The 26707-nt window shown below is 67.9% G+C and carries 24 protein-coding genes; 7 read left to right on the top strand and 17 right to left on the bottom strand.

Annotated features, from left to right (window positions below; translation table 11 throughout):
• From GORHZ_RS30455 to serA, 5 genes are all read right to left on the bottom strand, one after another.
• On the bottom strand, nucleotides 1-179 hold a 179-nt coding region (locus GORHZ_RS30455), incomplete at its 3' end, for a glutamate--tRNA ligase family protein (RefSeq protein WP_006339102.1).
• 33 nt (nucleotides 180-212) lie between these two features.
• Nucleotides 213-1034 carry an alpha/beta fold hydrolase gene (locus tag GORHZ_RS27610; RefSeq protein ID WP_006339105.1) on the bottom strand — a complete coding sequence of 274 codons (822 nt, stop codon included), beginning with the start codon at nucleotides 1032-1034 and terminating at the stop codon, nucleotides 213-215.
• On the bottom strand, nucleotides 1031-1804 hold the full coding sequence (locus GORHZ_RS27615; RefSeq protein WP_006339107.1) for a fumarylacetoacetate hydrolase family protein: 774 nt from the start codon (nucleotides 1802-1804) through the stop codon (nucleotides 1031-1033). The genes GORHZ_RS27610 and GORHZ_RS27615 overlap by 4 nt, the downstream gene beginning before the upstream one ends.
• Nucleotides 1805-2159: 355 nt before the next feature.
• Nucleotides 2160-3170 (bottom strand): 3-isopropylmalate dehydrogenase, encoded by a 1011-nt coding sequence (locus GORHZ_RS27625; protein WP_006339108.1) that lies wholly within the window; start codon nucleotides 3168-3170, stop codon nucleotides 2160-2162.
• On the bottom strand, nucleotides 3167-4762 hold the full coding sequence (serA, locus tag GORHZ_RS27630; RefSeq protein ID WP_006339109.1) for a phosphoglycerate dehydrogenase: 1596 nt from the start codon (nucleotides 4760-4762) through the stop codon (nucleotides 3167-3169). Before serA ends, GORHZ_RS27625 begins: the two co-directional genes overlap by 4 nt.
• A gap of 310 nt (nucleotides 4763-5072) precedes the next feature.
• On the opposite strand from serA, the gene GORHZ_RS27635 reads away from it, so the two are divergent.
• Nucleotides 5073-5738 carry a chymotrypsin family serine protease gene (locus tag GORHZ_RS27635; protein WP_006339110.1) on the top strand — a complete coding sequence of 222 codons (666 nt, stop codon included), beginning with the start codon at nucleotides 5073-5075 and terminating at the stop codon, nucleotides 5736-5738.
• Between the two features lie 131 nt (nucleotides 5739-5869).
• On the opposite strand, the gene ilvC is transcribed toward GORHZ_RS27635, so the two are convergent.
• The 3 genes from ilvC to GORHZ_RS27650 form a co-directional block, all read right to left on the bottom strand.
• Nucleotides 5870-6883, bottom strand: a complete 1014-nt coding sequence (ilvC, locus tag GORHZ_RS27640) for a ketol-acid reductoisomerase (RefSeq protein WP_006339111.1) — start codon at nucleotides 6881-6883, stop codon at nucleotides 5870-5872.
• 94 nt (nucleotides 6884-6977) lie between these two features.
• The gene (gene ilvN / locus GORHZ_RS27645) at nucleotides 6978-7481 is read right to left on the bottom strand and encodes an acetolactate synthase small subunit (RefSeq protein WP_006339112.1); all 504 of its coding nucleotides are present in this window, start codon (nucleotides 7479-7481) and stop codon (nucleotides 6978-6980) included.
• Entirely contained in the window at nucleotides 7478-9502 is a 2025-nt protein-coding gene (locus GORHZ_RS27650) for an acetolactate synthase large subunit (RefSeq protein ID WP_040533876.1), read from the bottom strand. The genes ilvN and GORHZ_RS27650 overlap by 4 nt, the downstream gene beginning before the upstream one ends.
• Before the next feature lie 265 nt (nucleotides 9503-9767).
• Between GORHZ_RS27650 and GORHZ_RS27655 the strand changes: the two genes are divergently transcribed.
• Nucleotides 9768-10220, top strand: coding sequence for a PH domain-containing protein (locus GORHZ_RS27655; RefSeq protein ID WP_006339115.1), 453 nt, complete (start codon nucleotides 9768-9770; stop codon nucleotides 10218-10220).
• A 165-nt stretch (nucleotides 10221-10385) separates the two neighbouring features.
• On the top strand, nucleotides 10386-12230 hold the full coding sequence (gene ilvD, locus GORHZ_RS27660) for a dihydroxy-acid dehydratase (RefSeq protein WP_006339116.1): 1845 nt from the start codon (nucleotides 10386-10388) through the stop codon (nucleotides 12228-12230).
• Nucleotides 12231-12245: 15 nt separating this feature from the next.
• Here the strand turns inward: ilvD and GORHZ_RS27665 are convergent, their stop codons facing one another.
• The gene (locus GORHZ_RS27665; RefSeq protein WP_040533877.1) at nucleotides 12246-13523 is read right to left on the bottom strand and encodes a DoxX family protein; all 1278 of its coding nucleotides are present in this window, start codon (nucleotides 13521-13523) and stop codon (nucleotides 12246-12248) included.
• Nucleotides 13524-13643: 120 nt separating this feature from the next.
• Between GORHZ_RS27665 and GORHZ_RS27670 the strand changes: the two genes are divergently transcribed.
• Nucleotides 13644-14780, top strand: coding sequence for a PQQ-dependent sugar dehydrogenase (locus GORHZ_RS27670; protein ID WP_157205386.1), 1137 nt, complete (start codon nucleotides 13644-13646; stop codon nucleotides 14778-14780).
• A 123-nt stretch (nucleotides 14781-14903) separates the two neighbouring features.
• Here GORHZ_RS27670 and gatB read toward each other — a convergent pair whose 3' ends face one another.
• Nucleotides 14904-16409, bottom strand: coding sequence for an Asp-tRNA(Asn)/Glu-tRNA(Gln) amidotransferase subunit GatB (gene gatB, locus GORHZ_RS27675; protein WP_006339119.1), 1506 nt, complete (start codon nucleotides 16407-16409; stop codon nucleotides 14904-14906).
• 191 nt (nucleotides 16410-16600) lie between these two features.
• Between gatB and GORHZ_RS27680 the strand changes: the two genes are divergently transcribed.
• On the top strand, nucleotides 16601-16864 hold the full coding sequence (locus GORHZ_RS27680) for a PspC domain-containing protein (protein ID WP_006339120.1): 264 nt from the start codon (nucleotides 16601-16603) through the stop codon (nucleotides 16862-16864).
• 101 nt (nucleotides 16865-16965) lie between these two features.
• On the opposite strand, the gene GORHZ_RS27685 is transcribed toward GORHZ_RS27680, so the two are convergent.
• The 3 genes from GORHZ_RS27685 to gatC all read right to left on the bottom strand — a co-directional run bounded on the left by GORHZ_RS27685 (nucleotide 16966) and on the right by gatC (nucleotide 19929).
• Nucleotides 16966-18000 (bottom strand): 6-phosphofructokinase, encoded by a 1035-nt coding sequence (locus GORHZ_RS27685; protein ID WP_006339121.1) that lies wholly within the window; start codon nucleotides 17998-18000, stop codon nucleotides 16966-16968.
• 118 nt (nucleotides 18001-18118) lie between these two features.
• Complete coding sequence (gene gatA / locus GORHZ_RS27690) at nucleotides 18119-19615, bottom strand: Asp-tRNA(Asn)/Glu-tRNA(Gln) amidotransferase subunit GatA (RefSeq protein ID WP_006339122.1); 1497 nt, start codon at nucleotides 19613-19615, stop codon at nucleotides 18119-18121.
• Nucleotides 19615-19929 carry an Asp-tRNA(Asn)/Glu-tRNA(Gln) amidotransferase subunit GatC gene (gene gatC / locus GORHZ_RS27695; protein WP_006339124.1) on the bottom strand — a complete coding sequence of 105 codons (315 nt, stop codon included), beginning with the start codon at nucleotides 19927-19929 and terminating at the stop codon, nucleotides 19615-19617. Before gatC ends, gatA begins: the two co-directional genes overlap by 1 nt.
• A 160-nt stretch (nucleotides 19930-20089) precedes the next feature.
• On the opposite strand from gatC, the gene GORHZ_RS27700 reads away from it, so the two are divergent.
• Complete coding sequence (locus GORHZ_RS27700) at nucleotides 20090-20758, top strand: ACT domain-containing protein (RefSeq protein ID WP_006339125.1); 669 nt, start codon at nucleotides 20090-20092, stop codon at nucleotides 20756-20758.
• Between the two features lie 18 nt (nucleotides 20759-20776).
• Here the strand turns inward: GORHZ_RS27700 and ligA are convergent, their stop codons facing one another.
• Entirely contained in the window at nucleotides 20777-22876 is a 2100-nt protein-coding gene (ligA, locus tag GORHZ_RS27705) for an NAD-dependent DNA ligase LigA (RefSeq protein ID WP_051999109.1), read from the bottom strand.
• Between the two features lie 77 nt (nucleotides 22877-22953).
• Between ligA and GORHZ_RS27710 the strand changes: the two genes are divergently transcribed.
• Nucleotides 22954-23337, top strand: coding sequence for an MmcQ/YjbR family DNA-binding protein (locus tag GORHZ_RS27710; RefSeq protein WP_006339129.1), 384 nt, complete (start codon nucleotides 22954-22956; stop codon nucleotides 23335-23337).
• A 13-nt stretch (nucleotides 23338-23350) separates the two neighbouring features.
• Here GORHZ_RS27710 and GORHZ_RS27715 read toward each other — a convergent pair whose 3' ends face one another.
• The 3 genes from GORHZ_RS27715 to GORHZ_RS27725 form a co-directional block, all read right to left on the bottom strand.
• Complete coding sequence (locus tag GORHZ_RS27715; RefSeq protein WP_051999110.1) at nucleotides 23351-24319, bottom strand: uroporphyrinogen decarboxylase/cobalamine-independent methonine synthase family protein; 969 nt, start codon at nucleotides 24317-24319, stop codon at nucleotides 23351-23353.
• A 50-nt stretch (nucleotides 24320-24369) separates the two neighbouring features.
• The gene (gene mnmA, locus GORHZ_RS27720) at nucleotides 24370-25515 is read right to left on the bottom strand and encodes a tRNA 2-thiouridine(34) synthase MnmA (RefSeq protein WP_006339131.1); all 1146 of its coding nucleotides are present in this window, start codon (nucleotides 25513-25515) and stop codon (nucleotides 24370-24372) included.
• Nucleotides 25515-26707, bottom strand: a 1193-nt coding sequence (locus tag GORHZ_RS27725; protein ID WP_006339132.1) for a cysteine desulfurase family protein, incomplete at its 5' end; no start/stop codon positions are given. The genes GORHZ_RS27725 and mnmA, both read right to left, overlap by 1 nt.

Below are 26707 nucleotides of genomic sequence, written 5' to 3' on the forward strand. Positions count from 1 at the left end.
ATCGCCGCGTAGGACTCCTCGCTGTCACGCGCGACGTCGGTGTCCTCGATCCGGAAGACGAAGGTCCCCTTGTCGTGGCGCGCCTGCGCGAAGTTGAACAGCGCGGTCCGCGCCAGTCCCACGTGCGGGGTCCCGGTCGGGGACGGACAGAAACGGACACGAACGTCGGAGGCACTCATGCTGATCAGGCTATCGAACGGCCTCCGTCGGCCTCAGGCGTGTTCGGCGAAGAACTCCAGCAGCAGTCGGTTCACCTCGTCGGGCCGTTCCAGGTATCCGAAATGTCCGGCGCGCTCGATCTCTTCGTAGCGTGCCCTCGGGATCGCCTCGGCGACCTCGCGGGCCAGCCGCGGCGGCAGGGTGCGGTCATCGGCGAACCCGATCACCATCGACGGACGCGTGATGGCGCGGTAGGCGGCCAGACGCTCGGCTTCGCGGTCGTGCAGCCCGAGCTGCGCACGCACACCCGCGGTCACCTTCTGCGACGAGAAACCGATGATGTCGAGCCAGTCCTTGGCCGTCCGATCGTCGTCGAGGGTGTGTGGCGAGAGATTCAGATGGGCCGTGATCGCCGCCTCGTAGTCGGGCGGCAGGGTTATGCCGTTGTCGTAGAGCGCGCGCTCACCGGCCGAGATCGCCTGCTGCAGAGGGGTGTTGCGGCCGTAGGTGGCGATCATCACGGCAGCCTTCACCAGATCCGGGCGGGCCAGAGCGAGCTCCTGGGTGATCCGCGCACCCAACGACGTACCAGCGATGAGCGCCGGCCCACCGCCGAGATGTTCGATGAGAGCTGCGGTGTCGGCGACCATGTCGGCCTGGGTGAAGCCGCCCGGACACTCCGACGACGGCGCGATACCCCGGTTGTCAAAGGTGACGACGCGGTATCCGGCCCGCGTCAGCGCGGGCTGCTGGTGGGCCTGCCACACCCGGCCCGGGCTGCCGGTACCCATCACGAGCACGACCAGCGGCCCGGTCCCGAACTCCTCGTAGGCGATCTCGATCCCGTTGACACGGGCGGTCTTCGGCTTCCTCATTGCTTGTCCACGACCGGGTTGGTGAGCGTGCCGATCCCCTCGACGGTGACCGAGACACGTTGTCCGGCGACCATCGGGCCGACTCCCTCCGGCGTGCCGGTCAGGATGACGTCCCCCGGGAGCAGCGTCATCACCCGCGATATCCATTCCACGATCGCGCCCACGTCGTGGATCATCAACGACGTGCGCGAGCGCTGTTTGACCACCCCGTCGAGTTCGGTGACGAGCTCCGCATCGGAGGGATCGAACTCCGTCTCGATCCAGGGCCCGAGCGGGCAGAACGAGTCGTATCCCTTCGCGCGGGTCCACTGACCGTCGGCCTGCTGCTGATCACGGGCGGTGACGTCGTTGGCCACCGTGTAACCCAGGATCACATCCCTGGCCTTCGCCGCGGACACGTCCTTGCACGGCTGCCCGATGACAACCGCAAGCTCACCCTCGAAGTCGACCCGCTGCGAATTGGCTGGGCGCACGATCGGCACCTCGGGTCCGACGATGGAAGTGTTCGGCTTGATGAAGATCACCGGATCGGCGGGGGCGACCCCACCCATCTCCTCGATGTGGGCCGCATAGTTCTTGCCGATACAGATCACCTTGGAGGCCAGGATCGGCGCGAGCAGCCGCACGTCGGCCAGAGCCCAGGATCGGCCGGTGAACGTCGGCGTGCCGAACGGATGTTCGGCGATCTCACGGGCCCGAGGACCACCGTCGACGTCCTCGATGGAGACAAAGGCGACCCCGTCCGGGCTGGCGACTCGTCCTAAACGCATGGGTCGACACTATCGCACACCCATGTCCCACCCCTCGGGACACCGGTTGGCCGATCGACCGAGGCGTTCTACCACATGGACGTTGTTGTCCACTATATGAGACGGATGGCGAGGGTGAGAACAGCGAGGCGGTGATCGGGGCCGTCATCGCCCGCGGCCGGCTTCCCCGCGGCCTTCGCGCTCGCCGCACTCACTCCGCCGACGGCGATTCCCCTGGTTCCCCCTGATGCACAACGAAATTGATCCGACAGCCGTAAAGCGCCCCACACAAACACCCACGCGGCGGGGACCATCATCGACCCACGGTCGATGATGGTCCCCGCCGCGTGGGAGCGCTTTTTGCGGATGCGTCGACTCAGAGTCGCTTGCGAATCCGATCACCGATTTCGGACGTGCTCAGGCTCGCCGTACCGCGATCGGCGAGATCGTCGATGACGGCCTTCTCGACACGCTCGGCGGCGTCGGACTCGCCGAGATGATCGAGCAGCAGCGCGACGGACAGGATGGCGGCCGTCGGATCGGCCTTGCCCTGTCCGGCGATGTCGGGGGCACTGCCGTGCACCGGTTCGAACATCGACGGGTTCGTGCGGGTCGCGTCGATGTTGCCCGACGCGGCCAGACCGATACCACCGGTGACCGCCGCCGCGATGTCGGTGATGATGTCGCCGAACAGATTGTCGGTGACGATCACGTCGAAGCGGCCCGGATCGGTGACCATGTAGATGGTTGCCGCATCGACATGGCAGTAGTCGGTGGTGACGTCCGGATACTCCTGCCCCACCTCGGCCACGGTCCGACTCCACATCGATCCCGCGTAGGTGAGCACATTCGTCTTGTGCACCAGCGTGAGCTTCTTGCGCCGCGTGCGGGCACGTTCGAAGGCGTTGCGCACCACCCGTTCGATGCCGAACCGGGTGTTGACGCTGACCTCGGTGGCGACCTCGTGGGGCGTGCCGACGCGGATGGCCCCGCCGTTGCCGGTGTAGGGACCCTCGGTTCCCTCGCGCACGACGACGAAGTCGATCTCGGGGTCACCGGCCAGCGGTGAACTCACTCCCGGGAACCGGCGGGCCGGTCGGAGGTTCACATGGTGATCGAGCGCGAAGCGCATGGTCAGCAGCAGACCGCGCTCGAGCACGCCCGACGGGACCGACGGGTCGCCGATCGCGCCGAGCAGGATCGCGTCGTGGCTGCGCAACGACGCCAGATCGTCGTCGGTCAGCAGTTCCCCGTTGCGGTGATAGCGACGCGCACCGAGGTCGTATTCGGTGGTCGACACCTCGGGCACGACGGCCTCGAGGACGGCGACGGCCTCCCCGATCACCTCGGGTCCGATGCCGTCACCGGCGATCACGGCGAGTTTCATGTCAGATCCACCTGTTCGATGAGGGTCGCGCCAACCGAATCGCCGATGGCGGCGAGAAGCTCGTCGTCGAGCGGATCGCTGACGCGCAGCATCACGGTCGCGCCCGCGCCTTCGGCGTCCTGAGACAGACCCGCCGCGCGGATGTCGATACCGGCGTTGCCCAGCAACGTACCGATCTTGCCGAGCGAGCCCGGCTGGTCGGCATAGCTGACCAGCAGGTTGTGGCCCTCGGCGCGCAGGTCGAAGTTGCGGCCGTTGATGTTGACGATCTTCTCCACGAGCCGTGGCTCGGTGAGCGTGCCCGAGACGTTGTGGGACGATCCGTCGGCGTAGACCGCCCTCACATCGACGACGCTGCGGTGGTTGGGGCTCTCCGGAGCTGTGGTGACCTCACTGGTGACACCGCGGTCGGCGGCCACCGCCGGGGCGTTGACAAAGGTGACCGGTTCATCGAGCGCCGCCGAGAACAGGCCGCGCAGCGCCGCGAGTCCGAGCACCTCGACGCTGTAGGCGGCCAGCTCGCCGCGCACGTCGACGACCAGCGAGGTCGGCGGCTCCTTGCTGATGACGCCCACCAGGACACCGAGTTTGCGGGCGACGTCGAGCCAGGGCGCGACGTCCTCGTCGACGGCACCACCGGTGATGTTGACCGCGTCCGGCACGAAGTGTCCGGCGAGCGCCAGGCGGACACTTTTGGCGACGTCGGTGCCCGCGCGGTCCTGGGCCTCGCTGGTCGAGGCACCCAGATGCGGTGTCACGACGACCTGCGGAAGCTCGAACAGCGGCGAGTCGGTGCAGGGCTCGGTGGCGTAGACGTCGAGGCCTGCGGCCCGCACGTGACCGGAATTGATCGCGTCGGCGAGGGCCTGCTCGTCGACCAGACCACCGCGCGCGGCGTTCACGATGACCACACCCTTCTTGGTGCGGGCCAGCTGCTCGGAACCGATGAGGCCCAACGTCTCGGGGGTCTTCGGGAGGTGCACCGTGATGAAGTCGGCACGCTCGAGCAGCTCGTCGAGGCTGACGAGCTCGATACCCAGCTGCGCGGCGCGGGCCGGCGGGACATACGGGTCATAGGCGATGATCGACGTCTCGAACGCGGCCAGCCGGGCCGCGACGAGATGTCCGATCCGGCCCAGACCGACCACGCCGACCGTCTTGTCGAAGATCTCGACACCGTTGAACGACGACCGCTTCCAGGTGTGCTCACGCAGCGTCGCGTCGGCCGCGGGAATCTGCCGCGCCGCCGACATCAGCAGGGCGATGGCGTGTTCGGCGGCGGTGTGGATGTTCGAGGTCGGCGCGTTGACCACCATGACGCCGCGCTGCGTGGCCGCGGGGACGTCGACATTGTCGAGTCCGACGCCGGCGCGGGCCACGATCTTCAGCTTGGGTGCCGCCTCCAGCACCTCGGCATCCACGGTGGTGGCCGAGCGGACCAGGATCGCGTCGGCGTCGGCGACCGCTTCGAGTAGCTTGGGCCGGTCGGGACCGTCGACCCAGCGCACCTCGACGTCGTCGCCGAGTGCTTCGACTGTCGAGGGAGCCAGTTTGTCGGCGATCAGAACGACCGGACGGCCAGCTGAGGTCACAGTATTCTCCATGGTCGGGGTTGGTGGGCTCGGGTTGGTGAGCATTCGGCGGCCGGGTGGACCGATCCGAATCACTCACCCGGACAGCTTAGTTGTCGGGCCGATCAGCGATTCAGCCGGTATGCTGCACCGGTCCTGTGCGATCCGAAACGCAGGTACAGTGTGATCGGCATTACGAAACGGTTGCAAACCAACCCCGGGACCATTCCTCGCTTCACGCGGCTCGGGCGGTGGCCGGTACGGTGTGCTTGGCCCGCGGCGCGCAGCCTCGTGCCGAAACAGTTGTGGTGCGCCGAAGAGTGGAGAGTGAATGATTAGGAAGCTGACAGCACTGCTGGCGGTTCTGGCCGCGACCGTGCTGACCGGCTGGGGGGCAGGCTCCGCCGTGGCCGCACCGGCGAAGATCTATCTCGGCGGTGGGTCGGGCATCCTGGTGCTCAAGGGCGGCAATTCGGCATCGGCGTGCACGCTGACCACGATCGGTAAGTCCAACACCGGCAAACTCATCGGCATCACCGCCGGGCACTGCGGAAAGCCCGGACAGAAGGTCTATTCCGAGACCTTCCAGGACCGCGGCCAGGCCGGCACGATCACCTACTCCGCGAGCGACCTCGACATCGCGATCATCGAGTTCGACCCGGCCCGGGTCGTCCCGCTGCGCACCGTCCGCGGCGTCACCATCAACCGGATCGACACCGCACCCCCCGCGTTCCCGACCGTGCTGTGCAAGGCCGGCCGCACGACCGGCGACACCTGCGGTGTGGCGTGGTTCTCCGACAGCGGCGTGCACTTCAGCCAGATGTGTGTGATCGAAGGCGATTCGGGCAGCCCGGTCGTCGTCGGTGACCGCCTCATCGGAATGGTCAACGCCTACTACTTCCTGGCCTGCGTGGGCCCGGAGACCGGCACCAACATGGCTCCGATCCTCCGGCGCATCGGCTCGCTGCCGCAGTACGGCGGGTACCGCCCGATCTGACAGGCATTTGAGAAAGGCCCCGAGACGCTGGTCTCGGGGCCGTTCTCATATCCACCGCGGCGACAGCACCGCAAATGACAACGTCCCCCGCCTGCTTCACCGCAGACGGGGGAACTTGTCGCAGAAGTCGCTCAGGCGGTCTCGGTGATCGGACGATCAACCCAGCTCATCAGGTCGCGCAGCTTCTTGCCGGTGACCTCGATCGGGTGCTCGGCGTTGCGCCGGCGCAGATCCTCGAGTTCCTTGTTGCCACCCTCGACGTTGGCGACGAGACGCTTGACGAAGGTGCCGTCCTGGATGTCGCGCAGGATGCCGCGCATGCGCTCCTTGGTGTCGGAGTCGATGACACGCGGGCCCGACAGATAGCCGCCGAACTCGGCGGTGTCGGACACCGAGTAGTTCATGCGCGCGATGCCGCCCTCGTACATGAGGTCGACGATCAGCTTGAGCTCGTGCAGCACCTCGAAGTAGGCCATCTCCGGGGCATACCCGGCCTCGACCATGACCTCGAAGCCGGTCTTGACCAGTTCCTCGGTGCCACCGCACAGGACGGCCTGCTCACCGAAGAGATCGGTCTCGGTCTCCTCCTTGAAGGTGGTCTTGATGATTCCGGCGCGGCCACCGCCGATGGCGCTGGCGTAGCTCAGTGCGAGCGCCTGGCCCTCACCCTTCGGGTCCTGATCGATGGCGATCAGGCAGGGCACGCCCTTGCCGTCGACGAACTGGCGACGCACGAGGTGGCCGGGGCCCTTCGGTGCGACCATGCCGACGGTGACGTTGGCCGGCGCCTTGATGAGACCGAAGTGAATGTTGAGGCCGTGGCCGAAGAACAGCGCGTCGCCGTCCTTGAGATTCGGCTCGATGTCCTCGGTGAAGATCTTCGCCTGCGAGGTGTCCGGTGCCAGCACCATGATGACGTCGGCCCATGCTGCCGCCTCGGCGTTGGTCATCACCTTGAGACCCTGCTCGGTCGCCTTCTCGCGCGACTTCGACCCCTCGCGCAGGCCGACCGCGACGTCGACGCCGGAGTCACGCAGCGACAACGAGTGCGCATGTCCCTGGCTGCCGTAGCCGATCACCGCGACCTTGCGGCCCTGGATGATCGACAGATCGGCGTCGTCGTCGTAGAACAGTTCGATCGCCACAGTTGAATTCCCTTCGATATCTGTTGTCCCTCAAGGCCGTACGTCGTCCTCGAGAGCCTGTGTACTTCGTTTGTGTGCGGCTCGCGTACCGCGGTCAGCGGTTGGCCGACATGCTCTTCGGCCCGCGGCCCAACGTGACCGCACCCGACTGCGCGATCTCGCGGATACCGTACGGATCGAGCATCCGCAGCAGCGCCTCGAGCTTCTCCGCGGTGCCGGTCGCCTCGATGGTCATCGACTCGGGCGACACGTCGATGACCTTCGCGCGGAACAGGTTGACCACGTCGACGACCTCGTTGCGGACGGTCGCATCAGAGCGGACCTTGATCATCATCAGTTCCCGCGTCACCGAACTCGCCGGGTCCTGCTCGACGATCTTGATCACGTTGATCAGCTTGTTCAGCTGCTTGGTGACCTGCTCGAGCGGGAAGTCCTCGACGGAGACCATGATCGTCATCCGCGACATGCCCTTGAGCTCGGTGGGCCCCACCGCGAGCGACTCGATGTTGAACCCGCGCCGCGAGAACAGGCTCGCCACGCGGGCGAGCACACCCGGACGGTCCTCGACCAGAACGCTGAGGGTATGTGTGCTGCTCACTTCTTGTCCTTCCCCGGCGCCGCTTTGTCGGGCTTGGCCATCGTCTCGTGGATGTCGACCGGATCCGAGGCGGACTCGTCGTCGTCGAACAGCGGCCGGATGTTGCGGGCCGCCATGATCTGGTCGTTGCCGGTGCCGGCCGCGACCATCGGCCACACCTGGGCGTCCTTGCCGACGATGAAGTCGATGACGACCGGGCGGTCGTTGATCTCCCGGGCCTTCGCGATGACCTGGTCGACGTCGGCCTCACGCTCCACCCGGAACGCCGCGCAGCCCAACGCCTCCGCGAGCTTGACGAAGTCCGGGATCATCCGTGAGTGGGTGGCGAGGTCGGTGTTCGAGTAGCGCTCTTCGTAGAACAGCGTCTGCCACTGCCGCACCATGCCGAGGTTGCCGTTGTTGATCAGGGCGACCTTGATCGGGATGCCCTCGATCGCGCAGGTGGCCAACTCCTGGTTGGTCATCTGGAAGCAACCGTCACCGTCGATGGCCCACACCTCGGTGTCGGGGGCGGCCATCTTGGCGCCCATGGCGGCGGGCACGGCGTATCCCATCGTGCCCAACCCGCCCGAGTTGAGCCAGGTCCGGGGCTTCTCGTAGTGGATGAACTGAGCCGCCCACATCTGGTGCTGTCCGACGCCGGCGCAATAGATCGCATCCGGTCCGGCGGTCCGCCCGATCTGCGAGATCACGAACTCCGGCGACATCGACCCATCGGTCTGCCGGTCGTAACTCAGCGGATAGGTGCGGCGGATCCCGTCGAGGTAGCTCCACCACTCCGACAGATCCGGCGCGGCGGTCGTCGTCGCCCGCTCGTTGCGGATGGTCTCGATGAGGTCGGTGATGACCGCCTTGCAGTCCCCGACGATGGGCACGTCGGCATGCCGGTTCTTACCGATCTCGGCCGGATCGATGTCGGCGTGGATCACCTTGGCGTTCGGGGCGAACGAGTCGAGCTGGCCGGTGACCCGGTCGTCGAAACGTGCGCCGAGCGTGATCAGCAGATCACTGCGTTGCAGCGACGCCACGGCGGCGACGGTGCCGTGCATTCCGGGCATGCCCAGGTGCTGCTGGTGGCTGTCGGGGAACGCGCCACGCGCCATCAGGGTCGTGACCACCGGGATACCGGTCAGCTCGGCGAGTTCGAGCAGTTCGGCCGACGCGTTCGCCTTGATGACGCCGCCACCGACATACAGCACCGGCGACTTGGCAGCGCCGATCAGCCGGGCGGCCTCGCGCACCTGCTTGCCGTGCGGCTTGATCACCGGCCGGTAGCCGGGCAGGTCGAACTGCGGAGGCCACGCGAACGTCGTCTGACTCTGCAGGATGTCCTTCGGGATGTCGACGAGAACCGCTCCGGGACGGCCACTCTCGGCGATGTGGAAGGCCTCGGCGATCACCCGCGGGATGTCGAGGGCGTTGCTGACCAGGAAATTGTGCTTGGTGACCGGCATGGTGATGCCGGAGATGTCGGCCTCCTGGAAGGCATCGGTACCGATCAGCGCGCGTCCGACCTGCCCGGTGATCGCGACCACCGGAACCGAATCCATCTGCGCGTCCGCGAGCGGGGTGACGAGGTTGGTCGCACCCGGACCGGAGGTCGCCATCATGACGCCCGCGCGGCCGGTGACCTGCGCATACCCGGTGGCGGCATGGCCGGCGCCCTGCTCGTGACGAACCAGGACGTGGCGGACCTTCTTCGAGTCGAGCAGCGGGTCGTACACCGGCAGGACCGCACCGCCCGGGATGCCGAAGACGATCTCTACGCCGAGTTCCTCGAGGGAACGGACGACCGACTGGGCTCCGCTGACGCGCTCGGGCGCCACCGTGTGCTGGCCGACGGCTCGCAGGTTGCCGCCCGCCGGGGATTGCTGTCGCGGCGCCGCCTGGTGGGCGGTGTCGGCGCTCGCCGCAGTGGCGGCGCTGCTGGGATACGGCCCGCTCGCTGCGCTCCCGGCGCTGCTGGAATGCGGCCCGCTCGCTGCGCTCCCGGCGCCGGTTCGTGCTGTTGGTGCGCTCACTGCACGTTCCTCATCTTCTGATTTCTGATTGTTGACAAGAAAAAACCCTCGACAGCTGGGCTGATCGAGGGTGGCGCGTCGATGTCTGGTGGGTCTACGAAGTGACCGGTCAGGCGACGACGCGCCGGCCGATTACTACGAGATTCCCAAGTGACATCACGCCTTCACGGTAGGACCGCGTCCATCACCGAGTCAAACTCCGGTCACTGCCGTCCCACATCGTGAGAAGGCGGAGGTGAATCGGCACTCTTCGACGGATGCGACAATGACGGGCGTGCCTACCCCACCCACAGACTCCCCGGACCCGGCCGCGTCGTCGGAGCCCGACGCCGGCCGCGACACCCAACACACGTTCCGCATCAGCCGGGTCGCATACTTCGCGGTCCCGATGACGTTCGTGGTGACGGTAATCCTCGCCGGGGCGTCGCTGGCCTGGCTGGGATGGACACTGGTGATCCCGGTGGTGCTCGGATGGTGGATCTGGCGGCTGCGCACGATCGTGACCGACGACGGCATCGAAGCGGTGGGCACCTTCGGCAGACGCGAGATCCCATGGGAGGAGATCGACGGTCTGCAGTTCGCGCGCTGGGGTGCGGTGCGGGCTGTCCTGCTCAACGACACCAAGGTTCGCCTGCCCGCGATCACCTTTCGCGACCTGCCGCAACTGTCGGCGGCCAGCGGGGGCCGCATCCCCGACCCGTACGCCGACCTCGATTGAGGTGAAACAAAGCCCGGGATCTGACCGACGCCGGCATCACCGAATCGCTCGTCGGCGGCCCCAGATGGTTTTGTTCCGCCACGTCGCCGCGGAGTAGCCTGACACCCAGCCGGATTCACCGCGACCACCGCAAACGCGGACTCACACCGATCATGGAGGAAGTCCATGCCAGCTCTGAGGTCACGCACCACCACCGTCGGACGAGAAGCCGCCGGCGCCCGCTCCCTGTGGCGGGCCACCGGTATGACAGATGACGACTTCGGCAAGCCGATCGTCGCGATCGCCAACTCCTATACCCAGTTCGTACCCGGACACGTGCACCTCAAGGACGTCGGCGAGATCGTGGCGGACGCGGTGCGCGCCGCGGGCGGGGTGCCGCGTGAGTTCCACACGATCGCCGTCGACGACGGAATCGCCATGGGACACGGCGGCATGCTGTACTCACTCCCGAGCCGCGAGATCATCGCCGACTCGGTCGAATACATGGTCAACGCCCACACGGCCGATGCGCTGGTCTGTATCTCCAACTGCGACAAGATCACTCCCGGCATGCTGAATGCCGCGATGCGCCTGAACATCCCGACGGTGTTCGTGTCGGGCGGCCCGATGGAGGCCGGCAAGGCGGTCGTCGTCGGCGATGTGGCGTTCCCGTCGTCGGATCTGATCACCACGATCTCCGCGTCGGCCAACAGCGACGTCGACGAGGACGGGCTCGATGAGGTCGAGCGTTCCGCCTGCCCGACCTGCGGTTCCTGCTCGGGCATGTTCACCGCGAACTCGATGAACTGTCTCACCGAGGCCCTCGGCCTGGCACTGCCGGGCAACGGTTCCACGCTGGCCACCCACGAGGCTCGACGCGCGCTCTTCGACCGTGCCGGACGCGTCGTCGTGGAGGCTGCGACCCGCTGGTACCGCGACGACGACGCGTCGGTGTTGCCGCGCAACATCGCCTCCCCCACGGCCTTCCGTAACGCGATGGCACTCGATGTGGCGATGGGCGGTTCGACCAACACCGTGCTGCACATCCTGGCGGCCGCGCAGGAAGGTGAGGTCGCCGACTTCGATCTGAAGGTCATCGACGAGATCAGCCGGAACGTGCCGTGCCTGTCCAAGGTCTCACCGAACTCCGACTTCCACATGGAGGACGTGCACCGGGCCGGCGGAATCCCCGCGATCCTGGGTGAGCTGCGCCGTGCCGGTCTGATCGACGACACCGCGTCGACGGTGCACTCGCCGACCCTCGGGCAGTTCCTCGACGACTGGGACATCCGCGGGGGCAAGGCAATCGACGAGGCCTTCGAACTGTTCCACGCCGCACCCGGCGGTGTGCGGACGACGACACCGTTCTCGACGGCGAACCGGTGGACTTCGCTCGACACCGACGCCGAGGGCGGATGCATCCGCGACCGCGCCCACGCCTACACCGTTGAGGGCGGACTGTGCGTGCTGCATGGCAACCTCGCCGAGGACGGTGCCGTGCTCAAGACCGCGGGCATCGACGAGGACCTGTGGCATTTCGAGGGCCCGGCGCGGGTCGTCGAGAGCCAGGAGGACGCCGTCCACGTCATCCTCTCCAAGACCCTGCAGGCCGGGGAGGTGCTCGTGGTTCGCTACGAGGGACCGTCCGGAGGCCCCGGTATGCAGGAGATGCTGCACCCGACGGCGTTCATGAAGGGCACCGGGATGGGCCGCAAGTGTGGCCTCATCACCGACGGCCGGTTCTCGGGCGGATCGTCGGGTCTCTCGGTCGGTCACATCTCACCGGAGGCGGCCGCCGGTGGCGTTATCGGGCTCGTCGAGGATGGCGACCACGTCGTGATCGACGTCAAGACCCGTCGGCTCGAGGTTCTCGTCGACGACGACGTGCTCGCCGAACGGCGCGCCAAGATGGAGGCATCCGAACGCCCTTGGCAGCCGAAGGACCGCCAGCGGACCGTCACGACCGCCTTGCGCGCCTACGCCAAGCTGGCGACGTCCGCCGACCGCGGTGCGGTGCGTCAGGTCGACTGACATCCGCGGGATCGTTCACGTCGTCGGGTTGCCCGGCGACGTGAACGGGTTGGTGCCGTTGAACGCCACCCAGACGGCGACGGCGGCACCGATCGCGACGATGACCAGGGCGGCGGAGCCCCAGGCGGGCCGTCGGGCCCAACCTCTCGGCGCGTCGAGCGAGATGAGACCGGGGCCGGTCAGGATGATCACCACCGCGCAGACCGCCAGCAGCCCCTCATATTCGATGCCGCCGCCGTGGTCGGCGGCGAAGAACCAGACGCCGCCGGCCAGCGTCGCCTTGTAGGCGGAGGCGACGAGCATAACGCCGAGGACGGCGGAGGCCGCGATCGGCGTGAACAGACCGAGTACGAGCATCAACCCGCCCAGCGTCTCCGACAACGCGCCGAGAATCGCCAGCACACGTGCGGCGTCGGGATCGAAGCCGATTGCCGGACTCGGCGCGTTGATCAGGAAGTCCTCGAATCCCGACAGCCTCGGCCCGTCCCACCAGCCGAAGAGCTTCTGCGTCCCATGTGCCAGCGCGATCAGCCCGACCGCGCACCTCAGCAGCAGCAGACCGACGTCGAGCGTGCCCCGCCTCGCCCGCCGGCGTGCGTCGTCGAGTTGTTCGGCGGCCAGATACGACGAGTCGGTGTCCCCGGGTCCACCCGGCTGCGTGAGATCGTCGACGGCGATGGGCGTGGTGTCGAAGCTGTCGGCTGCCGGGGGTGCGACGGCGGGGGTCGTGACAGCAGGGGTTGTGACAGCAGGGGTTGCGAAAGCGGGAGTTGTGACAGCGGGGGGTTCGGCGGTCGGTGGTGTACGAGGCGCCGACATGGTGTCGCTCGACATGCCCTCGGTCGGCACGCCCTCCGCCACTGCCTGGGTGGGCACGGCCTGGGTGGGCGCGGCCTGAGTGGGCGGGGTCTCTGCTGCGGTGGGCGCGGCCTGAGTGGGCCCGGTCTCTGCTGCGGTCGGCGCGACCTGAGGGGGCCCGGCCTCTGCCGCCGCCGCGGTGGGCGCCGCCTCGGTGGGTGCGGGGTCGGCGGGCGCGGGGTCGGTGGACGCGGGCTCTGTCACCGGACGTGCGGTGACCCGACGCGTCTCCAGATCCGCGGGATCGATGTCGTCGAGTTCCTCCACCCGCGACATCGACGACACATCGGGCACAGCACGGCTGCTGGAGAAGGAGTCCCGATCGTCGCCGGACACCCAGCGTCGGCGCATCGGCGCGTCGTCGCCGATCGGGATCACACCGGTCGGTTCGTCGTACGGACTGCCGCCCGTCGCAGGCTGGTCACGTTCGCTCACATGCCCGACTCTAGGCGCACCGGCCGCTTGCGCGACCCAGCAGCGCGCGGTGAGTCGGCATTGATCGCCTACTGTGGTGCCATGCGCAAGGGGTGGCCGACGATCGCTGACCGGCGACATATGTCGAAGCCGGCTGACCGTCGCGGTGCCGGCACCTCGACCGTCGTCGCCCTCCTCGCGATCCTGGTGCTGCTGACCGGGTGCGCGGACTTCAGCGCCCAGGACCGGGCGAAGGACGCCGGTCCGTTCAGTGCCAACGACGAGTCCTTTGCACAGCGCGAGCAACCGCGCCCGTCGCCCACCGAGCCGCTCGTTCCGCCGCCGCCGGGGCCGTGTGTGGATCCCGACCCCGCCGTGATCGCGACCTGCCTGCAGTCCACCGCGGGTGTGATGCCCGGCGACGACCGCGGGGATGTCACAGTGGTTGCCGAGCGCACCACCGGAAAGATCATCACCACCAAAAGGTATGGGCCGCAACGTGTTCTCGCGACCATCCCGGTGGATGCCTCGGGCGACGGCGGTTTGATCGACTTCGCCTTCTCCCCCACGTATGCGCAGGACCGACTGATCTACGCCCTCATCACGACCGCATCGGACAACCGGATCGTGCGGGTCGCGCCCGGCGATGTGCCCAAGCCCATCGTCGCGGGTATCCCGAAGGGTGCGACGGGCAACATGGGCGCCATGTACTTCCGGACACCGGGCGAACTCGTCGTGGCCACCGGCAACGCCGGAAACCCTGCGGCGGCAGCGGATCCGACGTCACTGGCAGGCAAGATCCTGCTCGTGACGTCGTTCAGTTCGCGGGCGAACCCACCCCCGCGCGTGCTCGCGTCCGGACTCGGATCGAATGTCTCGCTGTGCCCGAGCGCGGCCAGCGGATCGCTGTATGTGGCGGATCAGACCGCGACCGAAGACCGGCTACAGGTGCTGGAATCGGCAGGCCCCAAGGTGCTGTGGACGTGGCCGGACCGTCCGCAGATCGCCGGCTGCGCCGCGACGGCGGGCAGCATCTATGTGTCCACCACGCGGACACAGCAGATCCAGGCGCTCACCGAACCAACCCGGGACAAGCCCGCGATCACCCCACCCACCGTCGTGTTGGAGAAACGCTATGGGGCACTGGGGCGCATGGTCGCCCTCGACAACGGAGTCCTGCAGTTCGCCACGGTGAACCGGACCTCGGGCAACCCCGTCAGCACCGACGATCGCGTCGTCAAATGGCTGCCCCCGTCGTCGTCGGAAGACCGCACCTAACGCCTCCACCCACCGCGCCCCCACCGCGAGCACCTAAACAGTTCTTCCTCCGGACTTCAGACCGTCCACCCTCTGGAGGAGGGGAGCGATCCGAAGTCTGGCGGAAGAACCAGCGGATGTGGGTCAGGAGCAGGCGGCGAGGACGAGTTCCTTGACGCGCGCCGGGTCAGCCTGTCCGCGGGTGGCTTTCATCACATCGCCGACGATCTTGCCCGCGGCCGCCACCTTGCCGCCCCGGATCTTGTCGGCGATGTCCGGGTTGGCGGCGAGTGCCTCGTCGACGGCCTTCTGCAGCGCCGTGTCGTCGCGCACCACCTCGAGGCCCCGGTCGGCGACGATCTGTTCGGGCTCACCTTCGCCGTCGAGGACGGCGGCGGCGACCTGCTGCCCGAGCTTGGTGGTCAGCTTGCCCTCGTCGACGAGGCCGATGATGGTGGCGACCTGCGTCGGCGAGATCGGCAGCTCGGCCAGTTCGACGCCGCGTGAGTTCGCCTGCTGCGCGAGGAAGGCCACCCACCAGCCGCGTGCGGCCTCCGGACTCGCGCCGGCCTCCACGGTCTCGATGATGAGGTCGACGGCGCCGACGTTCACCAGGTCCCGCATGACCTCGTCAGAGACACCCCAATCCTCCTGGATACGGGCCCGACGGACCCACGGCATCTCCGGCAGCGTGGTCGCGAGTTCATCGATCCACGCCGGATCGGGCTGCACGGGAGGGAGATCCGGCTCCGGGAAGTAGCGGTAGTCCTCGGCGGTCTCCTTGCGACGGCCGGGCGAGGTGGTGCCCTGACCCTCGTGAAAATGGCGGGTCTCCTGGACGACCTCGGCGCCGGACTCCAACACCGCCGCCTGACGCTGCATCTCGTAGCGCACCGCGATCTCGACGCTCTTGAGCGAGTTCACGTTCTTGGTCTCGGTGCGCGTCCCGAACTCGGTGGCGTCCTTGCGCATCAGCGAGACGTTCGCGTCGCACCGCAACGAGCCCTGATCCATCCGGACGTCGGACACCCCGAGCGCCTTGAGCAGGTCCCGCAGTGCGGTGACGTAGGCACGCGCGACCTCCGGTGCCCGCTCACCCGCCCCGACGATGGGCTTGCTGACGATCTCCACCAGCGGCACCCCGGCGCGGTTGTAGTCCAGCAGCGAATGACTCGCCCCGTGGATACGCCCGGTCGCACCACCCACGTGCAGCGACTTACCGGTGTCCTCCTCCATGTGGGCGCGTTCGATGTCGACGCGCCACTCGGTGCCGTCCGGGAGGACGACGTCGAGGTGCCCGTCGAAGGCGATCGGCTCGTCGTACTGCGAGATCTGGTAGTTCTTCGGCTGATCGGGATAGAAGTAGTTCTTGCGGGCGAACACACTCGACGGCCGGATCGAGCAGTTCAGTGCCAACCCGATGCGGATCGCGGACTCGATGGCCTTCACGTTCGCCACCGGGAGCGAACCGGGCAGACCGATGCACACCGGGCAGACCTGGGTGTTCGGCTCGGCCCCGAATGCGGTCGGGCAGCCGCAGAACATCTTGGTCTCGGTGCCCAACTCCACGTGGACCTCGAGACCCAGAACGGGATCGAAATCCGCGATGACCTGGTCGTAGTCGAGCAGTTCGGTGGCAGCGGCAGTCATGAGTGCCATCATATTGCGCCACCACGGACTCCGGCCGCACGGGTGACCTCAGATCGGCGCACCCCAGCAGGCGCGCACCCGGAATACGGCGCCACGACGCTCCGTGGAAAACCCGGGTCGGATCAGGGAGAAACCCCGATGCCGCGGGGCTGGTGCGTGCGTAGCGTCGATGGCATAGGAAAGGAAACAAGATGACCACACCGGCTCCGACCACCCCACGATTGATGCGCTCACGCGACGACGCCTGGCTTGGCGGCGTCTGCGGAGGGATCGCCAAACGCTTCGGATGGGACGCCGCCATCGTGCGTGCACTGTTCGTCGTCTCGATCCTGCTGCCGGGCCCTCAGGTTCTCCTCTATATCGCGCTGTGGATCGTGATCCCCCGCGAGCCGGCGACCCCGCCGTCACTCCCCGAGGCCAACCCGCCCGCGCCCTACCCGCCGGCAGCCGTCTGACCCGACGGTTCGTCCCCCCGGGGTCCGCGATCGTCCTCCGTCTGCAGCCGGGAACCTCGCGCAGCCGGGGGACGAACGTGGGTCGCACGTGCCCGGGTCGGTTAGCCGAAGATGACCCGGACCTCTTGATACTGGTCGGTGGGCACCTGCTTGGGGTTGGCCAGCGCTTGGTCGAACGTGATGCGCTCGATCTCGGTGCCGCGCAGCGCGACCATCTTGCCCCACGCCTTGTCGGCGACGAGATCGCTGATCGCCATGCCGAAGCGGGTGGCCAGCACCCGGTCATAAGCACTGGGCACACCCCCGCGCTGGATGTGGCCGAGGACGGTGGCGCGTGTTTCGATGCCGGTGCGTTCCTCGATCAGCGGGGCGAGCACCTCAGCGATACCGCCGAGCCGTGGACGGTTGAAGCCGTCAAGCCCCTTCGTCGAGTGGGCCTGTTCCATGTCGGGCAGTTTGAAGCCCTCCGCGACGACCACCATCGGCGAACGTCCGCGGTTCTTGACGCTGGTCACCCAGGCACAGACCTGATTGAGGCTCTCGGGCTGTTCGGGGATCAGGATCGCGTGTGCGCCCCCGGCGATACCGGAGTGCAGCGCGATCCATCCGGCATGGCGGCCCATGACCTCGAGCACCATGCAGCGCTTGTGGGAGTTGCCGGTGGTACGCAGTCGGTCGATGGCCTCGGTGGCGATCTCGACCGCCGTGTTGAAACCGAAGGTGTAGTCGGTGGCGTCGATGTCGTTGTCGATCGTCTTCGGGACACCGACAATGTTGATGCCGTCTTCGAACAACCGCTTCGACGCCGATGCGGTACCTTCCCCGCCGATCGCGATCACCCCGTCGATGCCAAGATTCTTCAGCACCTTCTTGATGTTCTCCGGACCGCCGTCGGGCTCCGAGTACGGCCCGAATCGACTGGTGCCCAGGATCGTTCCGCCCTGATTCGACAGACCACGCACTACCGAACGGTCGAGTTCCATGATGTCGCCGTAGACGAGTCCGTACCAGCCGTCCTTGAAGCCGACGAACTCATGGCCGTAGACGGTTCCACCCTTCAGTACTGCGCCGCGGATGACCGCGTTGAGTCCAGGGCAGTCGCCGCCGCTGGTGAGAATGCCGAACCTCTTGGCCATATGCCGTAGACCTTTCTTGCCGACCGCTTGCGACTCCTACGGACTCAATCTAGTGGGCAACACGGCACTCTGCCGGGTGTCGACCCGTTCGACACCCGGACGTCGTCCCGACGACAGGTCAGGAGGGTTCGATCGGACCGCGCGCTGCCTCGTAGGCGGCGCCGACCCGGTAGAGCCGATCGTCGGCGAGGGCGGGAGCCATGATCTGCAGGCCGACCGGCATACCGTCGTCGGCGGACAGGCCCGAGGGCACCGACATCGCACCGACGCCCGCCAGATTGACCGGCAGGGTGCACAGGTCGAACAGGTACATCGCGAGCGGGTCGTCGACCTTCTCCCCGATGGCGAACGCCGTCGTCGGAGTGGTCGGTGACACCAGTACGTCGACTTGGGAGAACGCCGCGGCGAAATCGCGGGCGATCAGCGTGCGGACCTTCTGTGCCTGACCGTAGTAGGCGTCGTAATAGCCGGACGACAGCGCGTAGGTGCCGATCATGATCCGGCGCTTGACCTCCGGACCGAAGCCCACCTCGCGGGTCAGCGCCATGACCTCCTCGGCGCTGTGTGTGCCGTCGTCGCCGACGCGCAGGCCGTAGCGCATGGCGTCGAAACGGGCGAGGTTCGACGACACCTCCGAGGGCAGGATCAGGTAGTAGGCGCCGAGGGCGTAGGTGAAGTGCGGGCAAGAGACCTCGACGACCTCTGCACCGCGATCGGTGAGCACCGCGAGCGCGGCGTGGAACGAGTCGAGCACACCGGCCTGGTAGCCCTCGCCGCCCAACTCGGTGACCACACCGATCCGAACTCCCGAGAGATCTTGCTCCGCACCGAATTTCGCGGCCGCAACGACATCCGGCACAGGTGCGTCGATCGACGTGGAGTCGCGGTGGTCGTGCCCGGCGATCACCGCGTGCAGCAAAGCGGTGTCCTCGACCGTGCGACCGCACGGGCCGCCCTGGTCCAACGACGACGCGCATGCGACGAGCCCGTAGCGGGACACGGTGCCGTAGGTGGGTTTCACACCGACGGTCGCGGTGACCGCGGCCGGCTGCCGGATCGACCCGCCGGTGTCGGTGCCGATCGCCAGCGGGGCCTGGTAGGACGCCAGCGCCGCGGCGCTGCCGCCACCCGATCCGCCCGGAATCTTGGTGGTGTCCCACGGATTGCGCGTCACCTGGTAGGCGGAGTTCTCCGTGGAACTGCCCATGGCGAACTCGTCCATGTTGGTCTTGCCGAGGATCGGGATACCCGCGGCCCGCAGACGCTCCGTCACCGCAGCGTCGTACGGCGGCACCCAGCCCTCGAGGATCTTCGAACCGCACGTCGTCGGAGCGTCGACGGTGGTGAAGACATCCTTGAGCGCGATGGGCACACCTGCCAGCGGCGACGGCGCCTCGCCCGCCGCGATCGCATCGTCGGCGGCCTTGGCGGCCACCAGCGCCTCGGCACCGCTGACGTGCAGGAACGCCCCGAGTTGGTCGTCGATCTCGGCGATCCGGTCCAGATGTGCGGTGGTCACCTCAACGGAGGACAGTTCGCGGGCCGCGATCTTGCGCGCGAGGTCGGCGGCAGACAGGCCGGTGATGTCCCCGGCGGCGCGTGTAGCGGAACTCACTATTGTTCCTCTCCCAGGATCTGCGGAACGGCGAACCGGTCCTGCTCGACGGCGGGTGCGCCCGACAGGGCCTCCTCGGTGGACAGACCGGGCACCACCACGTCGGGGCGCAGCACGTTGGCCAGCTCGGCTGGGTGTGCGGTGCCGGGCACATCGTCGGCGGCCACCTCGGAGACCTGGGCGACGTGGGCCAGAATCGAGTCGAGTTGCTGCGCGTACTGATCGAGTTCGTCGTCGGTCAGCGCGAGACGGGACAGCCGCGCGAGGTGCGCGACCTCCTCCCGGGAGATCGCCGACTCTGATCCGCCGGACATGCCAGCCCCTTTCTCCACCGTGTCGTGCCTGTTCCCCACCACCCTATGGGAGGCGGTCGCGGCGATCCCGCAGTGGTCACCGGTTCTCGCCTCGGCGTCGCACACCGCGGGTTGCGACAGTGACCTCCCCGTCACGTGGCGATCACATCGCAGTGCGAGAATGGCGCACGTGTCGTACCTGCTGCGCGTCTACCTCGAGGATCGACCGGGCAGCCTCGGACTGCTCGCCGTACAGCTCGGCTCGGTGGGCGCCGACATCCTGTCGCTGGAGGTCGTCGAGCGAGGCGAGGGTTATGCCGTCGACGACCTCGTCGTCGACATCGCGCCCGGTTCGCTCCCGGACGGCCTGATCACCGCGGCGGAGAAGCTCAAAGGTGTCCGGGTCGACTCGATCCGGCCCTACACCGGACTCCTCGACACCCACCGGGAACTCGAACTCGTCGATCAGGTGGCGACCGCCGACCGGAATCGTCTACAGGTGCTCGTCGACAACGCACCCCGGGTGCTGCGCGTGTCCTGGGCGATGGTCATCACCAGCGCCGGCGGTGGGGTCCTGCAACTGTTCGGCAGCTCGGGTGCGCCGGAGACACCACTCACCCGGGCCGACTGGCTGCCGATCGACACCGCCCGCGCGCTCGACGGCACAGCCGAGTGGGTACCTGCCACCTGGCAGGACCATGACACCCGGCTGGCGGCCGCACCGCTGGGGACCGGCGAGAAGGCGATCCTCCTCGGCCGGATCGGCGGCCCGGACTTCCGGCCATCGGAGGTGGCCCGGCTCGGCTATCTCGCCGGGATCGTCAGCACCGTTTTGCGCGCGGAAGGCTAAGGGCAGCGGAAGGTTTCGTCACTCGTCGACCTCGGTGGCGACACCGGTCTCCAACAGGTGCTTGAACGCGTCCTCGTCGAGGATCGGGACACCGAGCTGCTCGGCCTTGGCCGCCTTGCTGCCGGGTGAATCGCCGATGACGACGTAGTCGGTCTTCTTCGACACCGAACCCGACGCCTTGCCACCCCTGGCCAGGATCGCCTCCTTGGCTCCGTCGCGGGAGAAATCCTGCAGCGAACCGGTCACCACGACGGTCTTGCCCTCAAGGGTCCGCGGGATCGACTCGTCGCGTTCGTCTTCCATGGAGACGCCTGCGGCGCGCCACTTCTCGACGATCTCGCGATGCCAGTCGACGGTGAACCAGTCGTGGATGCTCTGGGCCAGGGTCGCCCCGAGCCCCTCGACACCTTCGAGGTCCTCGACGCTCGCGTCGTCGATGGCCTGCAGTGACCCGAATTGGGTGGCCAGCGCCCGCGCCGCCGTCGGGCCGACATGTCGGATCGACAGGCCCACCAGCACCCGCCACAGCGGAACCTTCTTCGCGCCTTCGAGATTCGCGAGGAGCCGCTTCCCGTTCGCGGACAGGGCGCCGGCCTTGGTGGTGAACAGATCGGTCTTGGCGAGGTCGTCGGCGGTGAGCGAGAACAGATCTCCCTCGTTCGTGATGACACCGGAGGTCAGCAAGGCGGTGGCGGCCTCGTAGCCGAGGGCCTCGATGTCGAACGATCCGCGTCCGGAGAGGTGGAACACCCGCTCACGCAGCTGCGCGGGACAGGACTCGGCGTTGGGACAGCGGATGTCGACGTCGCTGTCCTTCTCCGGCCGCAACTCGGTGCCGCATTCCGGGCAGTGGGTGGGCATGACGAATTCCCGCTCGCTGCCGTCGCGGACGTCGACGACGGGTCCGAGTACCTCCGGGATCACGTCGCCCGCCTTGCGAATGGTGACGGTGTCGCCGATCAGCACGCCCTTGCGGCGGACCTCCGACTCGTTGTGCAGGGTCGCCCGCGACACCGTCGAACCCGCGATGAGCACCGGTGCCATGAAGGCGAACGGCGTGACCCGGCCCGTGCGGCCGACCCCGACCTTGATGTCGAGCAGTTTGGTGGTGGCCTCCTCGGGCGGGTACTTGTACGCGATCGCCCACCGCGGCGCACGGGAGGTGGCGCCGAGACGGCGCTGATAGGCGAAATCGTCGACCTTCACCACGATCCCGTCGATCTCGTGTTCCACGTCGTGGCGGTGCTCACCCCAGTAGGCGATCTTGTCGAGGATCGCCGCGGCACCGGTCACCTTCGAGGTGTGCGTCGACACCGGTAGCCCCCACGCCCCGATAGCGAGATAGGCATCGTGCAACGACTCCGGACGCCACCCCTCGGTGTGGCCGATGCCGTGACAGATCATGCGCAGCCTGCGGCGTGCGGTGATCTGCGGGTTCTTCTGCCGCAACGAGCCGGCCGCCGAATTGCGGGGATTGGCGAACGGCGCCTTGCCGTCGGCGACGAGCGAGGCGTTGAGCGCCTCGAAATCCTCCACCCGGAAGAACACCTCGCCACGCACCTCGAGCACCTCGGGAATCGGGTAGTCCGCGGTGGCGGTCAACCGCTGCGGGACCTCGGAGATGGTGCGCGCGTTGAGCGACACGTCCTCACCGGTGCGACCGTCTCCCCGGGTGACCGCGTGGCTGAGCACGCCGTCGCGGTAGACCAAACTCAACGCGACACCGTCGATCTTCAACTCGCACAGGTACTCGACGCCGCTGCCGAGTTCATCGGTGACCCGCGAGACCCAGGCGCGCATCTCGTCGGCGTCGAAGACGTTGTCGAGCGACAGCATCCGTTCGAGATGGTCGACCGGCGTGAAGGCCGTGGAGAACCCGCCGCCGACCAGCTTGGTGGGCGAGTCGGGAGTGGCCAGCTCGGGATGGGCGTCCTCGAGCTCCTGCAACCGGTGCAGGAGCCGGTCGAACTCTCCGTCGGAGATGATCGGCGCGTCCTTGACGTAATAGCGGAACTGGTGGTCGCGGATCTCCTCCGCGAGCGCGCTCCATTGATCACGCAGGTCGGTGCCGATCTCTGTGCCCACGCCCGGGGTGCCGCCATCTTCAACCACGCCCATGAGACTAGCGAAGGCGCCCGACAGGGCCTTCCCACGCTCGCCGCTCACCGACGGCGCGGTGACCTACCCTGAAAGTCGTGCCCCATCCCGTCATGTTCGACGACGACGACCCGCTGCTGCGCCGCGTCCGGGAGATCGCACTCGCGTTGCCCGACGCCACCGAGGCGATCGCGCACGGACGGCCGACATTCCGGTGCGGCAAGATGTTCGGGATCTTCGGCGGCAGCATAAAGGGCGGTGAACGACGCGACCGGTCGGTCCTGTTCCTCCCCGACGAGTCTGAAAGGCCGGCGCTGCTGGAGGATTCGCGCTTCTACCTGCCCGCGTACGTGGGCCCCTACGGTTGGCTCGGACTGCTCCTGGCGGAGTCGACGGATTGGGTCGAGGTGGGTGAACTCCTCGACTCGAGCTATCAGATCGTCGCACCGAAGAAGTCGATCGCGAAGCTCGACGCGCGGTGAGGACCGGAGACCACTATAGGGCGTCGGGATCCGCGGTGAGCAGTTCGCCCGCCTTGGCACAGACCGCCAGCGCGGTCTTCGCCCAGTCGGCCTCCGCGCCGGCCAGACCACAGGTGGGACTGACGATCACCTTCTCCGACAGCACTTTCCGATCCAGTCCGATACGGTCGGTCAGCGCCGCGAGGCCGGTGGCGATCTGCTCGGCGCGCAGCGCACGACCGACCCGCACGCTCGGGACGACACCGGCGACCAACACGTCACCGCGATCGATCAGCGCGCCGATGCCGTCGAGGTCGGCGGTGTCGGGTGAGGTCACGTCCAGCGACCAGGCCACATCCCGGAGCCGTTCGATGAGTTCCCAGCGTGGTGCGGCACAGCTGTGCACGATCACCGGACGACCGACGTGGTCGACGATGCCGGTCAGGGACTCGACGATGTCGGGAACCGGAACGGAGCGAATGGTGTCGAAACGGGTCAGCGGCTTGACGGTGCCGTCGATGACCGGTCCGATCATAGGTTCGTCGAGCTGGACGACGACCTCGGCGCCGAGTCTGCGGATGACCTCGTCGGCCAGTGCGCGCACGCCCTCTGCGGTGGAGGCGACCACGTCGCGCCACGCCCCGTGATCGCGTAGCACCTTGTGTCCCGCCGACAGCTCCACGGACGCGGCGAAGGTGAACGGACCACACACCTGGATCTTGAACATGCGCCCGGTGCCGATGAAACCTGCTGTGTCCCAGAGCTCTTCGACCGCATCGAGGTCGGCGTTGAGGAAGTCGCGCGCGCGCCGCGACACCGATGATCCGCGCGCCGCGAGCCGATAGCCCCACGTCCCAGCGTCCATGGGCAGGTCGACGAGCACCGCGGCCATCCGACCGACCATGTCGGCACCCAGGCCGCGCCCCGGTAGCTCGGCAAGATGCGCCAAGTCGAGTTCGCCGTTGATCACCGAAGCCGCCTCGCGCGGATCGGTGCCCGGCATCGACCCGATGCCCGTGCCGACCCCGCCGGAGAGACCGACGAGTGACGCGTTCACGCGTCGACGCCGGCCGCGCTGGTGTCGCGCCGCGCCCCGGACCTCGGATCCGAGTCCGTCGCGACGATGCGCCCGGAACCGAGCACCAGGTCACCGCGCTGCGCGTCGGGAAGATAAAGCACCGCCGCTTGTCCCTTGGCCACGCCGGTCAACGGCTCGTACAGCGCGATCTCGATCATGGGCACACCGTCGCGGACCGTCGGGGTGGCGCGCACGGGCGCGAGTCCGCCGTGGGCGCGCACCTGGACCATCGCCTCGACCGTGCCGTCGGGCACCTCCCCGGAGGTCCAGACGGCGCGATTCGCGGTGATCGACCAGACGTCGAGGTGGGCGGCGGATCCGACGGTCACCGTGCCCGACTCCGGATCGATGTCGGTGACGTAGCGCGGCTTCCCGTCGGCGGCGGGCGCCTCAATGCCGAGCCCCTTGCGCTGACCGATGGTGAAACCGTGGACGCCCTCGTGCTCGCCGAGGCGCACACCGGTGTCGGCGTCGACCACCGCACCCGGGCGGATGCCGATCCGGGCGCCGAGGAAGGCCCGGGTGTCGCCGGTCGGGATGAAGCAGATGTCGTGCGAGTCCGGCTTGGTCGCGACGGCGAGCCCACGACGGGCCGCCTCGGCGCGGATCTCGCTCTTCGGGGTGTCCCCGATGGGGAACATCGCGCGCTGCAACTGTTCGGCGGTCAGGACCGCCAGCACGTAGGACTGATCCTTGTCCTCGTCGACGGCGCGGCGTAGCTCAGCGTCAACCAGTCGCGCGTAGTGGCCGGTGGCCAGGGCATCGAACCCGAGCGCGATCGCCTTCTGCGCGAGGGCCGCGAACTTGATCTTCTCGTTGCACGTCAGGCACGGGTTGGGCGTCTGGCCCGCGGCGTACGCGTCGACGAACTCGTCGATCACATCGTCTTTGAATCGGTCGGCGAAATCCCAGACGTAGAACGGGATTCCGAGAACATCGGCGACCCGCCGCGCATCCGAGGCATCCTCGCGCGAACAGCACCCGCGCGACCCGCTGCGCAGCGCTCCGGGAGCCGTCGAGAGCGCGAGGTGCACGCCGACGACGTCGTGACCGGCCTCGACGGCCCGAGCCGCAGCCACCGACGAGTCGACTCCGCCGCTCATCGCTGCGAGTACTCGCATCAGCGTCCCTCCCCTGTCCGAGACGAGACGAGCCCGGCGGCACGGGCGCGCTCGACAACCTGACCGATCACCTCACCGACCGCCGCGACGTCGGCGGCCGTGGTGCTCGGTGCCAGCGAGAAGCGCAGCGACCCGCGCGCGGTGGCGACGTCGAGACCCATCGCAAGCAGCACGTGACTGGCCTGCGCGACCCCGGCCGTGCAGGCGGAGCCGGTGGAACACTCGACGCCGTTGGCGTCGAGCAGCATGAGAAGGGAGTCACCCTCGCAACCCGCGAACGACACGTGCACGTTGCCGGGCAGCCGGCGATCGTCGCGTGGGCCGTTGGCCGTCGTGTCCGGCTGTGCCAGCAGGATGTCGAACAGCCGATCGCGCAGTGCGGTGACATGCTCGGTGGCTTCGGGCATCCGGTCCACCGAGCACCGCAGCGCCGCCGCCATCCCGACCGCCCCGGCAACGTCCTGGGTCCCGGACCGGACGTCGCGTTCATGACCACCGCCGTGCAGCAGCGGGACGCAATCGGCATCACGACGCAGCAGCAACGCGCCGACGCCCTGCGGGCCGCCGAACTTGTGGCCGGCCAGGCTGAGCGCCGACAGACCGCTCGCCGCGAAATCGACGGGGATGTGGCCGACGGCCTGCACGCCGTCGGAATGGACGGGGACGCCGAACTCGGCTCCGATCGCCGCGATGTCGGCGATCGGCTGGATGGTGCCCACCTCGTTGTTGGCCCACATCACCGAGATGACCGCGGTCTCGTCGGCGTGCCGCGACAACTCGTCGCGCAGCCACGACGGTGACACGAAACCCTCGCGGTCGACGGGCGCGATCACCAACTCTGCGTCACCCGTGTCGGCCAGCCACATCGCGGGGTCGAACACCGCGTGGTGTTCGACCGCGGACACGATCACGCGGCGGCGTTCGGGATTGTTGCGGCGACGGGCCCAGTAGAGCCCCTTGAGCGCCAGGTTGTCGGCCTCGGTTCCGCCACCGGTGAAGATCACCTCCGACGGGCGGGCCCCCACCGACGCGGCGAGGGACTCGCGAGCCTCCTCGAGCTTGCGTCGGGCCCATCGACCCGATCCGTGCAGCGACGAGGCGTTCCCGGGCCGTGCGAAGACAGCCGTCATCGCCTCGACAGCCTCGGGAAGCATCGTCGTGGAGGCGGCGTGGTCGAGGTAGACCGGGGCAC

The organism is Gordonia rhizosphera NBRC 16068, assembly GCF_000298195.1.
Classification (GTDB): Bacteria; Actinomycetota; Actinomycetes; order Mycobacteriales; family Mycobacteriaceae; genus Gordonia; species Gordonia rhizosphera.